Below are 18,644 nucleotides of genomic sequence, written 5' to 3' on the forward strand. Positions count from 1 at the left end.
ATTTCGCTGAAAAAGGAAATATACAGAACAAGCAGGTTTTTGAGGAGGAATCAGGATGACGGAAGAACAATTGAAACAACTGGAGAAGCAATTATTGGAACAAAAAAAGGCGCTTGAAGAACGGGTGGAACATCACGAGGAATTCGAGCGGACTGAGCTTTCCAATTACGATAACCATCCGGCGGACAATGCCACCGATCTGTTCGACCAGGAACGCGGAATGGCGTTGAACCAGTTCAAGGAAGGCGAACTTGATGAGACATACGAAGCGCTTGCAGCCATACAGGAAGGCACTTATGGAAAATGCGCCGTTTGCGGGAAGGACATTCCGTTCGAACGGCTGGAAGCGCTGCCGACCGCATTGACTTGCATCGACCATGCCCGCCACGACCTGGATATGACATCGCGCCCGCCGGAAGAAGGGGTCATCGGCAGTTCAACTTCCCGGCCATCCAAAAAGGATGACAGCCGTTTGCGCGATTACGAAGACAGCTTTGAAGATGTGGAAGATTTCGGATCGTCTGATGGCCCGCAAGATCAGCCGGGTGAAGACATGGAAGACTTCTACGACGACAATAAAGACTGAGCATTCACACCCTGCTTTAGGCGAGCAGGGTTTTTTTGCCGTTGTATTGACGGCGGAAGCGGATTTCTTTAATGTTAAGGAAAACTTGAGGGAGAGGATACCGATGGGGGAATTGGAGAAAGAGATATTTGAACTGGAGTGCACCCACCTGCAGCCGGATGTACGGGTGTCCGGTGAAAAGCTCGGAAATGTATTGGATGACGAATTTTATGAGTTCGGCAGCTCAGGGCGGATTACTTTCCGTTCGGATTATGAAGAGGACAATTCGCTTACACCTGACCGCATGGAAATTTCCGAGTTCCAGATGCACGAACTCGGGCCGGAAGCGGTGTTGACGACATACCGCATTTTCAATGAAACAAGCGGGCGGCGAACCAATCGGAGTTCGGTCTGGAAAAAACGGGGCACAGAATGGAAATTGTTCTTTCATCAAGGCACCGTTTCGACTTGAGCGTGTTTGAGCATCGGCAAAAGAGGTTATTTAATAATTAATGCTTTTTCAAGCGAAGGAGGAATACTCATGGACCATGCGATTGTATTATTCGACGGGGATTGCAATTTCTGTGATTCCAGTGTCCAATTCATCATAAACCATGACCCTGCGGGGTATTACCAATTTGCTTCACTTCAAAGCGACATCGGGCAGAAGCTCAGACGCCAGCACGATATACCGGAAGATGTAGACAGCCTGGTGCTGATCAAAGACGGCAAAGCTTATGTGAAATCGGAAGGGGCATTGATGATCTCCAACCATTTGACAGGCCTGTGGAAGCTGGCGTATTACTTGAAGCCGCTCCCGCGTTTCTTAGGAGATACAGCATATGACCTGATTGCCAAAAACCGCTATAAAGTGTTCGGCAAACTCGACAGCTGCATGCTGCCGCCGCCGCATATCCGCAAGCGGTTCCTCGACAAACAATAAAAGCCTGGTGCGTCTTCCGGCGCATCAGGCTTTTGTGCGGTTAAAGGAAATTCGAAATGCGCCAGTACTGGCTGGCAATCGTATCGGCCATCCAGGCTAACCCTTTGCTTTTTGCGCGGTGGAGTTGCAGCCAGCCGTGCATCTTGTCATGCTTCAAATACACTTCATGGTTCGGAGCTTGGTCGTGGACCCCTACGATATCAAAATGTCCATCCCGGTAGAACGTTGCCGCTACGTCATAGTCGATGTCAGGCGACGGGGTGAGGGGATTGCCGACACTATGGGTCAACTGGACCGTCACATTGCGAGTGTCTTCTTCAACTTTCTCAAGTGAGATTCCGTCTGCTGAAGCGACATCGGCTTTTCGAAACTTTTTCCGCCAGTCGTAGGCGATGCTGATGCCGACATCGCGCTGGAAATCCAAGGTGGAATTGTCCTCGTTCAATTCGACCGTGAAGTTCACCTGCGTGCGGTAATCGGATGAATCGGCATCGAATCCCCGGTTGTCGCCGGAAAAATAGCGGTTCATCGACAGCAAGTTCGGATTTGCCAAGTATTCGTCTTCCAGGAACGTGGTATAGCGGAAGTCCCATTTGCGGTTAAGGTCTTCCACATCCTGTTTCGGTGCATCTGCGAGCAAGCGCTCCACAGGCGCTATCTTGTGGGTAATCCAGAACTCTTCCATTGCCGCCTGTTCTTGGGAAGATTTCAGGTTGAAGAAACCGAAAATATGGGCAGCTGCAGATTTTTCGCCTCTCAGCTTGGTTTCGGATTGTTCGAGCGGACGCTTGGAGCGGATCCAATACATATGTTCACGGTCTTTCGAAAAATCATAATCCGTGTATTGAGTCTGATGCGTGGTGCCGATCTGCTCGCCGTCGCGATAAATTTCAAACTCTTCGAGCCCTTCGATGGCCCCCCAGGCAAGCGCGATCTTCGAGTCACTGACAATCATGGTGACCGCAATCTGCTGCAAAAGATTGATGCGGTCCTTATCATGGTTTTCAGTGCTTGTCCGCATCTTGATCCGTTCTTTGACGCGTCCGTCATCATCCAGGCATTCCAGGGTGTACGTATATAATTCTCCAGCTTCCAAGCCCTGATCTTTGAATGTTGTCCCCGGCCCTTCGTAAATCGTCTCTGCATCCCTTTTGACGCGGCAAGTGCTGCCGGTATCGGACCACTTCATCTCGATGGCCGAGTCGGTTTGCTGAAGCAGATCGATTTCCAGGCGCCTCTTTTTTTCATCCATCCCTATCAACTCCTCGGGTAGTATATCTTAAGCTATACCCGCTTCTTGAAATTCCTGAACCCTTTCATGACTTCACCGGGAAAGTTGAAAAAATGAAATACAAAAGACAAAGAATACGTATAATAGAGATAATAAGAAAAGGGAGGGCGTTCAAATGGCTGACGCTGTTCGATTATTAGCGGAGCTTCAAAAACGGATGCCGGACATTAGCGTATGCGGTTGGCTGGAAGGGCAATGTAGAACCTCTTTTCAGACTGGGAAAAGCCAAAAGGGATTCCTGATTGCGTCTGAAAGCCACTTGCTCTTTTTTTCAAAGCAGGCTCAAAAAGAAACCCCGCTGCTGTCCGTGGCCTTTTCGGAAATTGAAGCTGTATCGGCAGGCCTGTCGGGAAGCTTGAATTTGCTGTGCCATTTGAAAAATGGTGAACATGTCATGCTCTCTTCCATCACACAAGGCAGCCTGCCGGATTTTCTCGGCCATTTGAAATGGAAATGCTTCGGCCGGCAAGAGGACCTATCCGGCTGAGAATTTGCCGTCCGCAACAGCGGGGCCGCATGAAGTTGCAAAGCAAAGCGCCAAAGAGTATGTTTAACCAATAGTACAGCCGTGTATGGCCTTAAGAGAAAAACGAGGGGGACTGAACCGATGCCTTTAAATGGGACACGGAAAATGAACGATTTCCGCAATTTCGAAGATGCTGCAGCGCATATTCTGCAGCTATTGAGCCAGCAGATGAATATCAACACCCTCTTCATCGCAAAGAATGACGGACAGACAAACCACATCGTCAAGGCGATCAATGCCGAAGAAGAACTCGTCACAGAAGGCGGCATTGCGCCTCTTGAACAAACTTTCTGCAGCTTGAGCATCGATTATGGTGAAAAGCCGCTCGTCATCGAAGATATATCCATCGATGCCTCAGCCCAACGGCTCGAGATTTCATCCAGCTTCAATAACGGCTCTTTTATTGGCATACCGATCTACCGTGACAACGGGGAAGTGTATGGCACTATTTGTGCGATGGACAATGTGCCGTTTGAATTCACTGAAGAGCATCAGCGCTCGTTGGAATTGATGTCGTCCCTGTTGACCTACGTGCTGGAGTTGGAATCCGCCCAGGAGCAGATTCAGTCCCTTTCTTCTCCGCTTGTACCAGTAGCTGATGGAATTGCAATCTTGCCGGTGATTGGCAATGTGACCGCCCGGCGCGCCCAGACCATTATCGACCGGGTGCTGGGAAAATGCGCGGAAGCGGAAGTCAGGTATTTGGTTGTGGATGTATCAGGCGTCTCCCAGATCAATTCGGTGGTCGGGGAATATCTGCTGAAGCTCGTCAACACCTTGAAGATTATCGGTGTCGTTCCTGTGATTACCGGCATCCAACCTTTTATGGCGTTGAAAGTCCCTCATTTTGCCGAGGCATTGAGTGGCATCCTGATTGAGGCGAATTTACAGACCGCATTAAGGAAATTGGGCTTTCAATTATCCAATGAATCCAAAGAAAAATCGGGACGGCGCTGACGCCGTCCCGATTTTTCATTCTCTGCTATCGAAGAACACATGGCGCAATTCCCAAGTGTCGGCAATTTCAAGCAGTCCGAATGAGTACTGCGGCTGCTGGCGCTTGTCGGTAGGGGAACCCGGGTTGAATAGGGTCACGCCTTGGACTTCCCGCATCACCGGGATGTGGGAATGTCCGAATACGATGATATCGACTTCGTCATCGGCAAATGCATCAAATGCTCTTTGCTCAGTCGTTTGCCGGATGCCATCGCCATGGATGACGCCTACTTTGATGTCTCCGAATGTAAGGATTTTCTTCTTGCCGAAACGGTCGAGTATTTCCCAGGGGTCCACATTGCCGGTTACGCCGTCCGTTTTGGCGTAGGCCGCCAACTCGTAATAGACATCCAAGGTTTGCCAATCTCCGGCGTGGATGATGAAGTCGGCATTTTGGCACTCGGCAACCAATGCCTGCGGCAATTTTTTGGCACGCATGGGAATATGGGTATCGGACAGGATGACAATTTTTTTCATGGAAACGCCCCTTCCAGAAGTTTTCTTTCACTTTACCAAATTCCGTCGGCCGCGTCTAAAGCTGGCCGGCGGTTTCACAGCAGCGGAAGCGGGAAAAGTAGTATAACACTGGAATGGGAGGAATAACGATGGAAAATAGACGGAAGATCAGCTGCTTTATTGCTTCAAGCCTGGATGGATATATTGCCACGGCGGATGATTCGCTCGACTGGCTGTTTAAAGTGGAAGGCGAAGGCGATGCTGGATATGCGGATTATATAAAAAACGTGGACACGATTGTGATGGGGCGGCGCACTTATGAGTGGGTAATGGAACAGGAAAACGGCAATTTTCCTTATACGGATCAAGAATGCTATGTGTTCACTTCTGCACGGACCGGAAGCGACAATTTCGTCACCTTTACCGATGAAGACGTAGCGGCGTTTACCGACCGGCTGAAAAAGCGGCCGGGGAAGGATATATGGGTTGTCGGCGGAAGCCAGTTGCTGCATGCCTTTTTGGAAGAGGGGCTGATCGATGAATTTATCATTTCCATTGCTCCGACGCTGATCGGCAGCGGGATTCCCCTATTCCGGGAATCTGCAACCGAACAGGAGTTTACATTGAAAAGCGTCAAACAGTATGGCCAGTTTGCCCAGCTTCATCTAACGCGCAAATAGGAAAGCTGCGCCTGTCAGCTTGGTGCTGCGGGTCAAGCCTGGTTAAAAAGAATCGCTTTCGCTTTGGCAATGACATTGTCCTGGTCGTCATGGATGATGCAGTCGGCGTGGGTGAGGCTGCGCCCTTCCTTGACCGCAAAAGCGCGGGCTGTTAAAAAAACGGAGCGGGCCCTTTTCAGGAACGTGACATTCAAGTCGACGGTCACCACTTTCTGGCGCCCGTTTTCATCAGGAGCGACCGTATTGCATAGCGCAACTTCAGCTAAAGTGGAAATGATGCTCCAAAAATTCGTCAAAAGGCTAGCGAATAAACATGCAGTTTCCTCCTCAAAACAAACTCGTGCCTTGTTCTATTCGCTTTATAGCTGCCCGACTCCTTTTCGCAAAATGTATGAATAAGTCTTTTTTCATATAAATATTGCATAAACGACAGAAATTTGTCGCTCGTCCATATTCTGCAAGACTTTAGAACGTTCCAAATCTTTGAAATCAAGTAGGTCTGTTGGATTTTCTCCCTTTCCCTTGCTCTTTATACTAAAGAGAAGGAATGGAAGCTATAATTCCTGGAATCGAAGGGAGAGAAATCATGAAAATCTTCAAGTCACTAGCATTCGGGGTATTGACAGTTTTATTTTTAAGTTTTTCTCAATCGGAAGCAGAAGCACATTCACCTGATCTGCATGTTGGTGTAAGCGGCGGAGAAGTAACGGCGCTGCAGCAGAAATTGCAGAAACTGGGCTATTTCACGACACAACCAACCGGCTATTATGGATCGGTTACAAAAAATGCAGTCATCCGTTTCCAACGTGATTTTAATGTTCCGGCAACTGGCTTTACCGGTTCTTTGACGCGCAGCAAGCTTAACCAGGTGGACATGATCGCACGCACGGTCCACGGCGAAGCGCGAGGCGAAAGCTATAATGGGCAAGTCGCGGTCGCTGCGGTGATTTTGAACCGCGTGGACTCGAGCCGATTCCCGGACAGCACTTATAACGTCATTTTCCAACGCAATGCATTTACAGCAGTCAACGACGGGCAATACTGGCTCAAACCGAATGCCACTGCCTATAAAGCAGCAAGAGCGGCATTATTGGGGGCCGACCCTTCCGGCGGCGCCACTTATTACTACAACCCGGCAGGCGTCACAGATACTTGGATTTATTCGCGTCCTGTCATCAAATCAATCGGCAAACATTATTTTGCAAAATAAGAAAAAGCGGCTGAAACCAGCCGCTTTTTCTTATGGTTTTCCCTATAGCTACCCAAATTCGTTATAATGAAAAGAGCTAAACTGAAAGGCGGAGAAAAGATGACAAATATCAACAACAGCGGGCTGCCGCCAAAAACGTGCAGTATTGAGAAATTGGTTACAAATAAAAAAGATGTAGAAAAAGTTCTGGCCGGCCTCAAAACCGCCACGCGTCGAAATGGCCGCTATGCGGACCCGGGAGAAGTCATGGTCCTTGAGGGACGTGAATTTCGGGTGGAGCGGGTCTACGCGGAAACGCTCGGAGATTTGACCGATGCGAAAGCGCAGCAGGAAGGCTTCAGCAATGTTGAAGAGTATAAGCAATCCATCCTCCAATTCCATCCAGGTATGCCATGGCTTCCGGAAATGGGCGTATGGGTTCATGAATTTTCAGAAGCAGGAAAGTAATCCATCATGTATTCGGTCTTTTTATATCTTCATATTTTAAGTGCGGTTTTGTCGATCGGGCCGTTCTTTGTCCTGCTGCCGTTATTAAAGCGCATGGATGGGGCGGCCGAGATGGTGCTGCAATCGCAGATTACTACATTCAGATCGGCCATCCGGCTCGTCAAGCACGCCGGGCATGTGCTCGTCGCAACAGGTGTGCTTTTGATCTGGCAAAGCGCTTGGACGTGGACAACGCCGTGGATCGTGCTAACGCTCGCCGTAATGTTCGGCTCGGTCTTTTTTCTGGCCCGTGCCTTCAAGCCGGTGCTCCGGAAATTCGACGAGCCTGCATCGGACCGGAAGGACTTGCTGAAAAAGCTGCACCGGTCGACCTGGCTGTATATTGCCCTGTTGCTGATCATGCTTTGGCTGATGGTGGCAAAACCGGTATTGTGGTGAATGCAGAAAATATAAAGCATTCAATGTTGTTGCCTTGCCTAAATAAACTTATTTTAAAGTAAGAGCGAGGATTATGTTTCGCAGCTATCAGCCTTTTGCTTGTTAGGAAAGACATAAGGTTTTTTAAAAATAAAACTATCGGTAATTTTTTCCTCAGGTTTGCACTAAACCCGCTGCGCCTTTGTTTCTGCGTAGCTATAATTGCTTTAAAATGTGAAAAAGCGATACAGTCTTTTGACTGCCATATCGCTTTTTTTATATTCATTATTCTTAATGAGTCTAGTATTTATTTTTGCTTAAAACATTTGCTAGATTATTATGGAATACTTTTGCTCCATAAGGTGTCATGTGGTTGCCGCTAGGGTCTATCAAGCCGGACTCTATAAGTGCCGTATCCGTCGCTTCTCCAGAAAAACGCAAAAAAGTTTTATAGGTATCCATCAATGGAACCCGCTGTTGACCCGCTACTTTTCTAGTAACTTCATTATACTTGTCATGGAACGCTCTTACTCCTCCGTATTTAAGGTATAAATTTTTGTTATGCCGCTTATAATAGGGCTGCTCAATAATTGGAAGAGTCGTCATTAGCACTACATTGATTCTTTTTGATTGGAAGGTATCAACCATTTTATTGAGGTTGCTCTCGTACTGCCGTAATGATGTTTTTGGAATAAACTTGCTGTTAAGCACAGCGTCATTTGTTCCGAACATAATGGTGACTGTTTTTGGCTTAGATTGAAGAATATCATTCATCCGATTCAATCCCATGCCGGTTGTGTTTCCACCGATTCCCTTGTTGACGACCGTACGTGATTTCCCCAATAGGACTGACCATTTTTTATTGTCATCATAACCATACTCCGGCCAATTGCTTCCTGCTGTATTGCTGTCTCCAAATACGGTAGTCGCCGGTGCAGCAGCTTCTGTGATCTTTCCTTCCATCAAGAATAAAATTCCTAAAACCATTAATGATGTAAAGATTTTTCTCATACTCACTATCCATTCCCTTTTATATTATCTGTTCTGTATACTTCCCTCGTGGTTAGAAAGAAAAAAGCAAATCAGACTTCGACACCACTTATCATATGATCATTAACCTATCGTTTGTTCATTTTAAATGAAATAGGTCCTGGTATATTGTAGCAGATAGTAATTATATTTACCTAATTTATGAAAAGTTAAATAATACTATTAAAAGTAGAACGACAAGGAGGTGTGAGAGAAAAAAATAGAAAGCATATAAAATTCATTGCATGAAAAAAGGCTGTCGGGAAACCCCGACAGCCTTTTTCTTATAGCATTTAGCCTTTCACCGCACCTGCCGTCATGCCGGCAACGAAGAAGCGCTGCAGGAAGACGTAGGCAACGACCATTGGCGCCGATGCGATGATAACTCCGGTGAAGAGCATCGGGTAATTGGTCGAATACTGCCCTTGGAATTCAAGCAAAGCGAGAGGCAGCGTTTTATAGGCATTGTCTGTGATGAAGAGCAATGGGTAAAGCAAGTCGTTCCAGTGCATGACAAAAAGGAAGATGGCTGTTGCCGAAAGGGATGGCAAGGAAAGCGGAATCGCGATCTTTGCAAACATCTGCCAGTTGCCAGCGCCGTCGATTGTAGACGCCTCGAACAATTCCCGCGGCAAGGTTTTCATAAAGCCCGTCAAGATGAATACAGCAATGGGCAGTGTTGAAGAAATATTTACAAGGATCAAGCCGACCAAGCTGTTAGTCAGTCCGAAATCGAGCATCAGTGAATAAAGCGGCACCATGATCACTTGGGCAGGGATCATCATCCCGAGCGTGAACAGGGCGAATACGACATTGCCCATCCAGCTGTTAAGGCGAGTGATGCCGTAAGCGATCATCGAAGCAAACAACAGTGTAAGGACCACGGAAAACAGCGTGACGATCGTACTGTTCATGAAATAGCCAGCCATGGTCTGCTCTTGGAAAATAGCTACGTAGTTCTCGAACTTCAACCCGTCCTTTGGAAAGCCGAGCGGGTTGGCGAATGTTTCCTGAAGCGTTTTAACAGATGTCAGCAAAACGACAAGCAACGGAATCAATATTAACAAAGCATAGACGATGAGGGAAAACCTTCGGAAAAGCAAACTGTTTTCCTCCTTTCTTTAATAAGAGACCCGATCCGATCGCAATGCTTTGAATTGCAGGAACGTGATAAAGGCAATGATCAACATGAAAATGACGGAAATGGCACTGGCATAGCCGAATTGATAACCATTGAATGCCACGCCGAAAATATAAGTGGCAATGATTTCAGTCGAATAGTTCGGGCCGCCGCCGGTCATCGCAAATACCAAATCGAATGCCTTGAACGATTGGATGGTGGTATACGCGACGACAATCGTAGCAGAAGGGGCAAGCAGCGGCCAGGTCACCTTGCGGAAAGTCTGCCACTTGTTTGCACCTTCGATTTTGGCCACTTCATACATTTCCTGCGGAATCGCCTGGAGTCCAGCGACAAAGATGATGAGCATCTGTCCGGCATGGAACCAGATCTGCGTGATGGCCAAGGAGTAGATGGCGATGTCGGAATTTCCAAGCCAGTTTTGGGCAAGGAATCCGAGGCCGATCGCTTCCAGGCCACGGTTCAAGATCCCGAGAGAAGGGTCGTAGATGAACGCCCAGATAAATGCCACGGAAACAGAAGAGAGAATCGTCGGGAAAAAGTACAAAGCCCGCAGGAAAACGGTCGTCTTCGTATTTTTCAGGACGATCAGTGCAAACGCGAGCGCGACGAGCGTCTGGAAAATCACCACGACAAACATGAATTTCAAGTTGTTGCCGACGGTTTTCCTGAAAATCGAATCGGCTGTAAGCGCCCGTTCGTAATTATCAATTCCGACGAACTGGAACGCTTCACTGAAGCCGTCCCAGTCGGTGAAGGAATAGAAGATTGCGCTGGCTGTCGGATACAGGAAAAAGACGCTGTATAACAGAAGGCCAGGCAAGAAGAATAAATAAATGGTCTTTGAAGTTCTCATGACATCATTCCCTGTTTTCGTCTACGATTTTTTGGGCAGCTTCGGCTGCAGCCTTCGGATCTTCTCCGCCCAGAACGTTTTCAATCGAGCTAAGCACGGCTTCTTCGATCTGTGCATTGGTGATCAGGAAGCGCGGCTGGAAACGCGTTTTCTTTTCATCGATCCAATAAGCCGTATTCTTCAACGCATCCGATTCGTACGCCACGTCTTTCACCGTTAAATGCTGCCCGGTTTCATTCGCATATTTCGATGCGATTTCGGGCTGGCTTAGGAACTCGATGAATTTCTTGGCTTCTTCTTTTTTCTCCGACTTGCTGTTGACGGCAAGCATGAATGTAGCGGTGTTGATGCCTTCGTAAACCGCTTCACTTTCTTCGACAGTGATCGGAGCCAGCAGATCGAGTTGTAGGTCCGGATTCAATTTCAATAGGGAGGCCATATGGTAGGAACCAGTCGCAAGCATCGCTGCTTCTTCGTTTGCTACCATCGACATAGCTGCATCCTGGTTGGTGCCGAGGGCATTTTCCTGGATATAGCCTTTGTCCGCCAATAATTTAAAGTCTTCTAATGTTTTGACCCACCATTCGTTGGTCAAGGATTCCTCGCCGTTCTGAAGCTTCGCAAAAACTTCTTCGTCTGGTGCATTGTTCATCATCATGCTGTTCATGAATTGGTTAGGGCCGATGTCCGCGCCTGGGAAAGCGATTGGCGTTATGCCGTTCTCAAGCAATGTGTCCGCCATTTCCTGGAACTCGGTCCAGCTTTTCGGCACTTCCAATCCAAGCTCTTCGAACATGCCTTTGTTGTAGATCGGCATATTGAAGACCAGCTGATACGGTACAGCAAACTGCTTGCCGTCTTTCTGGCCGACTGAGATAAGGTTTTCATCAAAGTTCGACAAGAATTCCTCACCGCTCAAATCTTCAAAAAGCCCGGCTCCTTGAATCGATTCGAATTGGGCTCCCGGGAAAGAGGTAAAGACGTCGCCGGTCGCACCGTCTGCAAGCATCCGCTGTGCAGTCCCTTGGTACTGGTCGGAAGGATAGACGTTCATTTCCACTGTGATATCGGGATTGGCTTTTTCGAATTCGCTGATGATTTCATCGAAAACCGCCTTGTCCTCACCGCGCCAGTGGATAAAGCTGATTTGCGTCTTATCGGCGGAATCGCCGCTGCTGTCGCTATCGCTGCTGCCGCCGCTTTCGCCTGCACACCCCGACAGGATCAGCAATAAAGCCAAAATTCCTACCATCAAAAAAGAATACTTCTTCATCTTGTCTTTGCCCCCTTGTTAAGTGATGGTATTACTTACTACTAGATTACCTTAAAATTGCATTCAAAAACAAATTTTCATACTATTTATACTTTGAGTTGACAAAACCGCAGGGATTACATAAGATAGGGGCAACCTTTTTGTACGGAAAGAGGCAGAAGGCGCCGGGAGCGGCGCCGCCTTAAGTACAGCAGAGCCGAGCATAGCAGAGAAAATCGCCGAGTAAGAAGAGTAGCGCATACCGTCCTCTCAAAGAGAGCCAGTGGCAGGTGGAAACTGGCGGGGTGTATGCGTGAATGGGCTTACGAGTGGCCTTCTGAAATTGGAGTAGGAAGGCCCGTCTCCCCCGCGTTATTGGGGGCCGAGTGGAAGCTATGGCAGCTTTAACATGAGGTGGTACCGCGGTCAATCCGTCCTCTGCAAGGAACAGTCCTGTTCTTTGCAGAGGCTTTTTTTATTGGCTGGCGGTGCGGTAGTTGGAGAATAGAGGAGATGAGCAGAGATGGAGATCAGAAAAGTTGAAGGAGATTCACTGACGCCGATAGCGGTGTTCAACCGGCTCAAAGGCCCAAGAAAGTGCCTGCTGGAAAGTTCGTTGAAAACTTCGCAGACTGGGCGTTATTCCTTTATTGGGGCAGATCCGGCAAAGACATTCATCGGATCCGGCGATCAACTGAAGGAAATCGATTTCAGGACCGGCGAAGAGGCAGTCCATGCAGGAAAGCCGCTGGAACTGTTAAAAGAGCGTGTGCCGGTCCGGGAGGCCAATATAGAGAACTTGCCGTTTACGGGTGGTGCGCTCGGCTATATCGGCTATGATGCCATCAGCGCATACGAGCCGATCATGGCTGCAAAGGAAAATAGCCTGCAGATGCCGGACATCCATCTGCATTTATACGAAACGATAGTGGTGTTTGACCATGTGAAAAATGATGTGACCATTATTTCGTTTGAAGGCAAAGCGGAGGAAGTTGAAGCGCAGCTGCGCGTGCCGGAACCGGCAACGGAACAGGAAGGGCAGCGCCCGCTCGTTTTCCGGTCAAAAACAGATGCCGCATCTTTTAAAAGCAAAGTGGCCCTGGCGAAAAACCATATCGAAAACGGCGATATCTTTCAAATCGTTTTATCGCAGCGCCTGACGGCTGACTATGCAGGCGACGCCTTCAGTTTGTACCGGAAGTTGCGGAAGCAAAATCCCTCGCCTTACCAGTTTTACGTCGATTTTACGGATTACGCGGTTGTCGGGGCATCGCCTGAGAGTTTATTGACCATACGGGACGGCCATATGGTGACCAATCCGATTGCAGGTACGCGGAAGCGCGGAAGGACAGAGGAAGAAGACAGACGCCTGGGAGCCGAACTTGAAGCGGATGAGAAAGAACGGGCTGAGCATCAAATGCTGGTGGATTTGAGCCGCAACGATGTCGGGCGGGTAGCCGCTGTGGGTTCGGTGAAAATTCCGAAATACATGGTGATTGAGCGCTATCAGCACGTCATGCATCTGGTGTCCGAAGTGACAGGCGAACTTGGTGAAGCGATGCATCCGCTTGACGCGCTGGTTTCCTGTTTGCCGGCCGGAACCGTTTCAGGCGCGCCGAAAGTCCGGGCAATGCAATTGATCCAGCATTTTGAAGAAGAACGGAGAGGCGTTTACGGGGGCGCTGTGGGGTATCTCGGATTCAATGGCAACCTGGATGTGGCCCTCGCCATCCGGACGTTCGTCGCGAAGGATGGGCAGGTCCACGTCCAGGCGGGTGCCGGCATTGTCTATGACTCCGACCCGCAAGCGGAGTTTGAAGAGACGCTGCATAAAGCGCGTTCGTTGACGGAGGTGTTCGGATGATTCTCCTGATCGATCATTTCGATTCATTTACCTATAATATTTATCAAGCGGTGGCGGAAATGGGACAGGACGTAGAAGTGGTCCGTTATGGGGTGTTGTCTGTTGAAGAGATTCTCGGAAAACAGCCGGAGGCCATCATCCTATCTCCCGGACCGGGTCATCCTCAGGCAGTGTCGGAGTCCATCCGGCTTGTCCAGGAAGCCTATCAGGAGATTCCGATTCTTGGCATCTGCCTCGGTCATCAATTGATCGGCACCGCTTTTGGGGGAAGCGTCGTCCATGCGCCTGTCATCCGGCACGGAAAAGTATCCGAAATCTCCCATGGCAATAAAGGCCTTTTTTCTGAAATGGCAGAACCGTTCCCTGCCATGCGCTATCATTCACTGGTGCTGGAAGCGGAAACGCTCCCGGCTTGCCTCGAAGTCCAGGCCGTGTCAAAGGATGACGGCATGATCATGGCAGTGAAGCATAGAGAGCATCCGGTATACGGCATCCAGTTCCACCCCGAATCAATCGGGACTCCGGAAGGCGCTAAACTGATCGAGCGTTTTTTTGAAACTGCCAAGAAGGAAAAATCTTCCCTTTAAAAAAGGATGGAACCGCCTCAGCGGTTCCATCCTTTTTTTATTTTCGGATCAAGGGCATCGTGCAGCAGCGGAACGCTCCGCCGGATTTGATGATCTCAGAGAAGTCCACTTCGATAACATTGAAGCCGTGGCGCTCTAATTGCTGATTGACGTTTGTGTTCTGCGGCTGGCTGAAGACGCGTCTGTCACCGATCGACAGCACATTCGTCCCGAGTGCAAACTGCTCTTTCGCATCGACCCGGATCAGGGTATACCGCTCAGCGAGAATGGCGACGGTTTCGGTATTCAACGCCTCTGGAAAAATCAGGGCTTCGGTCGGTGATAAAATATTGAAAACACAGTCTAAGTGTAGGTATTTCTCATTGAATGCGATGGGGACAATTTCAAAATCCGGCAATTTTTTGCGGAGTTCCTGGATGGCATGGCGGGAAGTCCGCGAGCTGATGCCGACAAAAATCGTATCTTGGTCGATGATGACATCGCCGCCTTCAACCCGGTGGCTGCCAAGCTGTTGGGAGCGGATGTGCTGGCTTTGGAGCCATTTCTGCAGTTCCACTTCTTCGCCTTGGCGGATGTCAGAAGCCATTTCGCCGATGAATACCGTATCGCCGACTGTAAAACCGATGTCCCGGGTAAAGACTTGCTCTGGGAATTGTTCCGAAGGATTGATCAAGGCCGTTTCCACGCCATTCTCTTGCAGGGCTTTGACAAATTGTTTGTGCTGCTGCAGCGCTTTATCAACATTTATATTTTCCTTTAGGTACTTTTTCTGGACGTCGTTGATCACTTCTTTGATCTCCATATAATCAGGGGGGCATAACAACACCATTTGAAGTGGATCGTATTCACTCCGGCACCAGGCAGAAGGCGTTTCTTTTGCATAAGACGACATGTTGTTTCCTCCTAAATTCCTAATAATTATTACAGTATTCCCGTTTCGCAGGGGGCTTAAAACATTGGGGCCGCGTATAATCATTTTAGAGAGGGAAATTCTATTTTTCAGAGGAGGCACAATATGAAAATCATCCAGCAAGACGGCCAGGAAAACCGGGACTTCATCCGGCAGAAAGTGGTTGAACACAATATGGCGAGTTTAGCCGATCAGCCTAAAACGCCTAAAGAGGAAGTCGGTTTTATCGCGTACAGCGACGAAGGGGAAATCATTGGTGGAATTACAGGGACTGCCTACTGGGGGCATATGCACATCGATTTCCTGTGGGTAGCCCCGGAAGCGCGGGGACAGCGGATTGCCGAGCAATTGATGCAGCAGATCGAAGAGCATTCCCACATCAGGAACTACCGCCTGATTGTGGTCGACACGTTCAGTTTCCAGGCACCGGATTTCTATCGGAAGCAGGGGTACAAGGAATATGGCGTGCTCGAGGACCATCCAAAAGGCCATACCCGCTATTTCTTCGAGAAAAGGCTGGCAGACTGAAAAAGGCATAATAAAAAAGGCGCCGGTTGGGCGCCTTTTAATCTTCTTTGTAAAACACTTTGTCGACGTTGTATTTCGCTTTCTGGGTATTGATCAAATACGTTTCGTAGATGTCGCGTTCCATCGGGTCTTCGACAATCGAAACCGTAATGCGGTAAACCTCTTCGCGGTGGTTTTTCAACGGTGATACGTTGTCTTCAAAATGCTTTTTCACGCGCTGGCGGAGCTTGCGGGCTTTGCCGACAAACAAGAGCTCGCCGCTGTGGTTGAAGAATTGGATGATGCCGCCTTTGTCGCGCGGAATCTCATGCAGGTCGATAAATCCGTAAAGCGGCTTGATGATCGCTTCGTCGCCTGTGACTTCCTGTTTGCGCTGTGTAATGGTGACATCAGCTTTAGGTGGTTGAATATTAATCATGCTTATCACGTCCTCTATTATCGTAAAGCTTATTTTACCATAAAAAAGAGCAAAAAACCATGGGCTCTTTTTTCGTTGGTTGCCTCCTCTGGCCTATAAGGAGTCAAGCTCTGCGCCGGCTTCATTCTTGCCTTGCAGGACTTCAAATGTTTTCCCGTAGGTGTTCGGGCGGTCAAGCACTTCGACTAGGACATGGGCTACATCTGCACGCGGAATCGACCGTTCGCCGATGGAAGAAAAGCCTTGGGCTGAAACTTCGATCTGCGCTGTTTTCGCTTCGTCGGAAAGCGGGCCGGGGCGGACAATCGTGTAATCAAGCCCTGTGTGCTGCAGCAATTCATCCGCTGTGCGTTTGGCAACGAGGTAAGGCTTCATTTCCTCGCCGCCTGAGTCGGGATCTGCAGAACCCATCGAGCCAAGTTGCACAAATCGCTTGACCCCTTTTTCTTCCGCATATTTTGCCGCTTTTGCCGCGCCCCATAAGTCGATGGTCAAAGTTTTGTCAGCACCGGTAGACGGACCGGAGCCGGCCGCGAAAATGGCTGCATCCACACCGTCAAAAGCAGAACTGAAATCCTGTTCCAGATCGGCAAGGACGACATCTGCGGCTCCCAGCTCTTTCAATTTATCCACTTGTTCTTCCTTGCGCACCATGGCGATTGCCTCATGCTGCGAATTGGCCAGCTCCTGAACGATCTGCTTGCCTACTTGCCCATTTGCTCCAATTACTAATACTTTCATGTTTTTCCACTCCTCAAATTTTGTCTCTTTTAAGAGTATTCCCGCGAGCGGCATCGTTAAACGGGCAGGAGGGGAAAGAACCCTCAACTAGCGTCAGTGTTCCGTTTTGGGCTTAAGCTATCCAAAACCCGCCAGAAAGGCTAAAATAGAAACATGGAGGTGCACTTATGGACATTACAAATTATAGCTTTTTCGCAATAAAAGACCCGACCGGCATCATGGTAGGGGACCGTTATGAATTTCTGCTTGATGTAGAAGTGGATGAAGAGGATGAATTGTATACCTCTGGCGGGCTTGAGCTCCGCGTAATCTTAGCAGTGGACGAAAACGGTGCGCGCATTGCCCATTATAACTTCGCTGACAAATTGTCGAATGAAATTCTGGAATTCGGCCTTGAAGAAGATGAAGAAGAGGAAGTGCTGGCATACTGCCAGAGCAAATTGTAACAAGCAGAAAACCCCGGCCAAGTGGCCGGGGTTTTCTGCTTGTTGAAAAAGAGATAAAACGCTTGTCTTCTAACCGATATTCCGCAAAATAGCTCCGTAAACCCGTGTGCTCCTGCGCGCTTTGCCGCGGGCGAGCGCCAAGCCTCCTCAGGCGCTAATGCGCCTTGCGGGGTCTCGGCTGTCTCGCTTTCCCGCAGGCAAGACTTTCCCGAAGCCTGCGAGGGAAAGTCTTTGCGACGAAGCACGCAGTGCTGCAACGGTTTTTCATGTCCCGAAGCTAGCGAAGCGATGCAGAAACAGTACGGTTTTCTCCGCTGTTTTGCTCCATATCTCAGATAGAACTGCGAAAACGAATAATGTTATCAGCTTTTAAGAGCGAAACCAGCGCCGGCGCGTCCAAGGGCTGGGCGAAGCTATGAGACGGGTGTCCTTCCCGGCTCATGGCGAAAGCCATGCCCGAAGCGGCCGAAGCGAGATAGGAAGTTGATTTTGTCTATTAATTTATCTAAAGAAAGTTTCTCGACAGCCTGAGAAAACCCCGGCCAAGTGGCCGGGGTTTTGCTTTTTAGATTTTCACGTCGATTTTCGCTTCTTTTTTCAGTTCTTCAATCCGTTTCGATACGGCTTGCTGGGTCTTGTCCTGTTCGAGCGACTGGCGGATAGCCGGCTCCATTTCTTCCAAAGCAGGAGCTTCTTCAGCTGTTGCGGCATATCCATCGTATGCTTCCTGAACTTCTTTATCCGTCACTTCCGCCGGCTTCAGTTCTTTGGCAATATAGTTCTCGTAAGTGACCTGGTCATGGAGCTGTTCTTCCATATCGTCTAAGGTAAAGCCGCTTTGTTCAAGCGCTTTATTCATGGCTTCTTCGCTTTCGAATTGGCCTTTCAACTCTTCGAGCCGTTCTTTCACGGCGGCATCATCCGCAGTATGGCCTTTTTCTTCCGCATCTTGAAGGATGAGACGGTTGCCGATCAGGACTTCCATTGCCTGCTCTTTCAACATTTTGGCATTTTCCGGCGTAGTCGGGTCCTGCCCTTGCGCTGTCAATGTGCTTTCCATCTGGCGAGCCACGCTATTGTAGACGTTGCCCAGTACCTCTTCATCGTTGATGACGGCCACAACGTCTTTTTCTTCCGGCAACTCAAGTTCCGTTTTCCGCTCGCCCGCCGTCTCTTCCGTGGTTTCTGCTGCCTTTTCTTCTTTCGGTGCTGCCTCTTCGCTATCTGAACAAGCGCCAAGTATTGCCGCAATAAGCAGCGGCGCAAATATGAATTTCATTTTTTTAATCATAGGAAAACTCCTCTTCAATTTGTCTCGTTACAGTTAACCATATTTAGCGG

The 18,644-nt window shown here is 48.9% G+C and carries 24 protein-coding genes and 1 other annotated feature; of the genes, 13 read left to right on the top strand and 11 right to left on the bottom strand.

Going from position 1 to position 18,644, the window contains the following annotated elements; translation table 11 throughout:
- Positions 1–55: 55 nt before the first annotated feature.
- From ACFSDB_RS15720 to ACFSDB_RS15730, 3 genes are all read left to right on the top strand, one after another.
- Complete coding sequence (locus ACFSDB_RS15720) at positions 56–586, top strand: TraR/DksA C4-type zinc finger protein (protein WP_204892872.1); 531 nt, start codon at positions 56–58, stop codon at positions 584–586.
- 103 nt (positions 587–689) lie between these two features.
- Positions 690–1,037 carry a nuclear transport factor 2 family protein gene (locus ACFSDB_RS15725; protein WP_204892871.1) on the top strand — a complete coding sequence of 116 codons (348 nt, stop codon included), beginning with the start codon at positions 690–692 and terminating at the stop codon, positions 1,035–1,037.
- A 69-nt stretch (positions 1,038–1,106) separates the two neighbouring features.
- Positions 1,107–1,508, top strand: a complete 402-nt coding sequence (locus ACFSDB_RS15730; protein WP_204892870.1) for a thiol-disulfide oxidoreductase DCC family protein — start codon at positions 1,107–1,109, stop codon at positions 1,506–1,508.
- 40 nt (positions 1,509–1,548) lie between these two features.
- On the opposite strand, the gene ACFSDB_RS15735 is transcribed toward ACFSDB_RS15730, so the two are convergent.
- Positions 1,549–2,760 (bottom strand): DUF3238 domain-containing protein, encoded by a 1,212-nt coding sequence (locus ACFSDB_RS15735; protein ID WP_204892869.1) that lies wholly within the window; start codon positions 2,758–2,760, stop codon positions 1,549–1,551.
- 154 nt (positions 2,761–2,914) lie between these two features.
- On the opposite strand from ACFSDB_RS15735, the gene ACFSDB_RS15740 reads away from it, so the two are divergent.
- Complete coding sequence (locus ACFSDB_RS15740) at positions 2,915–3,286, top strand: hypothetical protein (protein ID WP_204892868.1); 372 nt, start codon at positions 2,915–2,917, stop codon at positions 3,284–3,286.
- Positions 3,287–3,406: 120 nt separating this feature from the next.
- Positions 3,407–4,282 (top strand): STAS domain-containing protein, encoded by an 876-nt coding sequence (locus tag ACFSDB_RS15745; RefSeq protein ID WP_204892867.1) that lies wholly within the window; start codon positions 3,407–3,409, stop codon positions 4,280–4,282.
- A 15-nt stretch (positions 4,283–4,297) separates the two neighbouring features.
- Here ACFSDB_RS15745 and ACFSDB_RS15750 read toward each other — a convergent pair whose 3' ends face one another.
- The gene (locus ACFSDB_RS15750) at positions 4,298–4,798 is read right to left on the bottom strand and encodes a metallophosphoesterase family protein (protein WP_204892866.1); all 501 of its coding nucleotides are present in this window, start codon (positions 4,796–4,798) and stop codon (positions 4,298–4,300) included.
- A gap of 128 nt (positions 4,799–4,926) precedes the next feature.
- Here ACFSDB_RS15750 and ACFSDB_RS15755 point away from each other — a divergent pair, with 128 nt between their 5' ends.
- Positions 4,927–5,457, top strand: a complete 531-nt coding sequence (locus ACFSDB_RS15755) for a dihydrofolate reductase family protein (RefSeq protein WP_204892865.1) — start codon at positions 4,927–4,929, stop codon at positions 5,455–5,457.
- Between the two features lie 32 nt (positions 5,458–5,489).
- Here the strand turns inward: ACFSDB_RS15755 and ACFSDB_RS15760 are convergent, their stop codons facing one another.
- On the bottom strand, positions 5,490–5,753 hold the full coding sequence (locus tag ACFSDB_RS15760; protein WP_204892864.1) for a PaaI family thioesterase: 264 nt from the start codon (positions 5,751–5,753) through the stop codon (positions 5,490–5,492).
- 290 nt (positions 5,754–6,043) lie between these two features.
- On the opposite strand from ACFSDB_RS15760, the gene ACFSDB_RS15765 reads away from it, so the two are divergent.
- The 3 genes from ACFSDB_RS15765 to ACFSDB_RS15775 all read left to right on the top strand — a co-directional run bounded on the left by ACFSDB_RS15765 (position 6,044) and on the right by ACFSDB_RS15775 (position 7,552).
- Complete coding sequence (locus ACFSDB_RS15765; RefSeq protein ID WP_204892863.1) at positions 6,044–6,667, top strand: cell wall hydrolase; 624 nt, start codon at positions 6,044–6,046, stop codon at positions 6,665–6,667.
- Positions 6,668–6,766: 99 nt separating this feature from the next.
- Positions 6,767–7,114 (top strand): ASCH domain-containing protein, encoded by a 348-nt coding sequence (locus ACFSDB_RS15770; RefSeq protein WP_204892862.1) that lies wholly within the window; start codon positions 6,767–6,769, stop codon positions 7,112–7,114.
- Positions 7,115–7,120: 6 nt separating this feature from the next.
- Positions 7,121–7,552, top strand: a complete 432-nt coding sequence (locus tag ACFSDB_RS15775) for a DUF2269 family protein (protein ID WP_204892861.1) — start codon at positions 7,121–7,123, stop codon at positions 7,550–7,552.
- Positions 7,553–7,831: 279 nt separating this feature from the next.
- On the opposite strand, the gene ACFSDB_RS15780 is transcribed toward ACFSDB_RS15775, so the two are convergent.
- The 4 genes from ACFSDB_RS15780 to ACFSDB_RS15795 form a co-directional block, all read right to left on the bottom strand.
- Positions 7,832–8,542, bottom strand: coding sequence for an SGNH/GDSL hydrolase family protein (locus ACFSDB_RS15780; RefSeq protein WP_377340572.1), 711 nt, complete (start codon positions 8,540–8,542; stop codon positions 7,832–7,834).
- Between the two features lie 311 nt (positions 8,543–8,853).
- A complete protein-coding gene (locus tag ACFSDB_RS15785; RefSeq protein ID WP_204892859.1) occupies positions 8,854–9,663 on the bottom strand; it encodes a carbohydrate ABC transporter permease in 810 nt (269 codons plus the stop codon).
- An 18-nt stretch (positions 9,664–9,681) separates the two neighbouring features.
- Positions 9,682–10,557, bottom strand: a complete 876-nt coding sequence (locus ACFSDB_RS15790) for a carbohydrate ABC transporter permease (RefSeq protein ID WP_204892858.1) — start codon at positions 10,555–10,557, stop codon at positions 9,682–9,684.
- A gap of 4 nt (positions 10,558–10,561) precedes the next feature.
- Positions 10,562–11,830, bottom strand: a complete 1,269-nt coding sequence (locus tag ACFSDB_RS15795) for an ABC transporter substrate-binding protein (protein WP_204892857.1) — start codon at positions 11,828–11,830, stop codon at positions 10,562–10,564.
- A 209-nt stretch (positions 11,831–12,039) separates the two neighbouring features.
- Positions 12,040–12,251 (top strand) — a binding site (T-box leader).
- An 81-nt stretch (positions 12,252–12,332) separates the two neighbouring features.
- Here ACFSDB_RS15795 and trpE point away from each other — a divergent pair.
- Positions 12,333–13,673 (top strand): anthranilate synthase component I, encoded by a 1,341-nt coding sequence (trpE, locus tag ACFSDB_RS15800; RefSeq protein WP_204892856.1) that lies wholly within the window; start codon positions 12,333–12,335, stop codon positions 13,671–13,673.
- A complete protein-coding gene (locus ACFSDB_RS15805; RefSeq protein ID WP_204892855.1) occupies positions 13,670–14,260 on the top strand; it encodes an anthranilate synthase component II in 591 nt (196 codons plus the stop codon). Before trpE ends, ACFSDB_RS15805 begins: the two co-directional genes overlap by 4 nt.
- 37 nt (positions 14,261–14,297) lie before the next feature.
- Here ACFSDB_RS15805 and ACFSDB_RS15810 read toward each other — a convergent pair whose 3' ends face one another.
- Positions 14,298–15,152, bottom strand: a complete 855-nt coding sequence (locus ACFSDB_RS15810; RefSeq protein WP_204892854.1) for a dimethylarginine dimethylaminohydrolase family protein — start codon at positions 15,150–15,152, stop codon at positions 14,298–14,300.
- 123 nt (positions 15,153–15,275) lie between these two features.
- Here ACFSDB_RS15810 and ACFSDB_RS15815 point away from each other — a divergent pair, with 123 nt between their 5' ends.
- Positions 15,276–15,698 carry a GNAT family N-acetyltransferase gene (locus tag ACFSDB_RS15815; protein WP_204892853.1) on the top strand — a complete coding sequence of 141 codons (423 nt, stop codon included), beginning with the start codon at positions 15,276–15,278 and terminating at the stop codon, positions 15,696–15,698.
- 37 nt (positions 15,699–15,735) lie between these two features.
- Here the strand turns inward: ACFSDB_RS15815 and ACFSDB_RS15820 are convergent, their stop codons facing one another.
- Positions 15,736–16,116, bottom strand: a complete 381-nt coding sequence (locus ACFSDB_RS15820; RefSeq protein WP_204892852.1) for a nucleotide excision repair endonuclease — start codon at positions 16,114–16,116, stop codon at positions 15,736–15,738.
- Between the two features lie 93 nt (positions 16,117–16,209).
- Positions 16,210–16,911, bottom strand: coding sequence for an SDR family oxidoreductase (locus tag ACFSDB_RS15825; protein WP_204892930.1), 702 nt, complete (start codon positions 16,909–16,911; stop codon positions 16,210–16,212).
- A 113-nt stretch (positions 16,912–17,024) separates the two neighbouring features.
- Here ACFSDB_RS15825 and ACFSDB_RS15830 point away from each other — a divergent pair, with 113 nt between their 5' ends.
- Positions 17,025–17,303 (top strand): DUF6509 family protein, encoded by a 279-nt coding sequence (locus ACFSDB_RS15830; protein WP_204892851.1) that lies wholly within the window; start codon positions 17,025–17,027, stop codon positions 17,301–17,303.
- A 565-nt stretch (positions 17,304–17,868) separates the two neighbouring features.
- Here the strand turns inward: ACFSDB_RS15830 and ACFSDB_RS15835 are convergent.
- Positions 17,869–18,594: a SurA N-terminal domain-containing protein gene (locus tag ACFSDB_RS15835; protein ID WP_204892850.1), complete on the bottom strand. Its 726-nt coding sequence runs from the start codon at positions 18,592–18,594 to the stop codon at positions 17,869–17,871.
- Positions 18,595–18,644: the final 50 nt, after the last annotated feature.

Origin of the sequence: Planococcus chinensis (genome assembly GCF_042681545.1) — a bacterium.
GTDB classification, from domain to species: Bacteria; Bacillota; Bacilli; order Bacillales_A; family Planococcaceae; genus Planococcus; species Planococcus chinensis.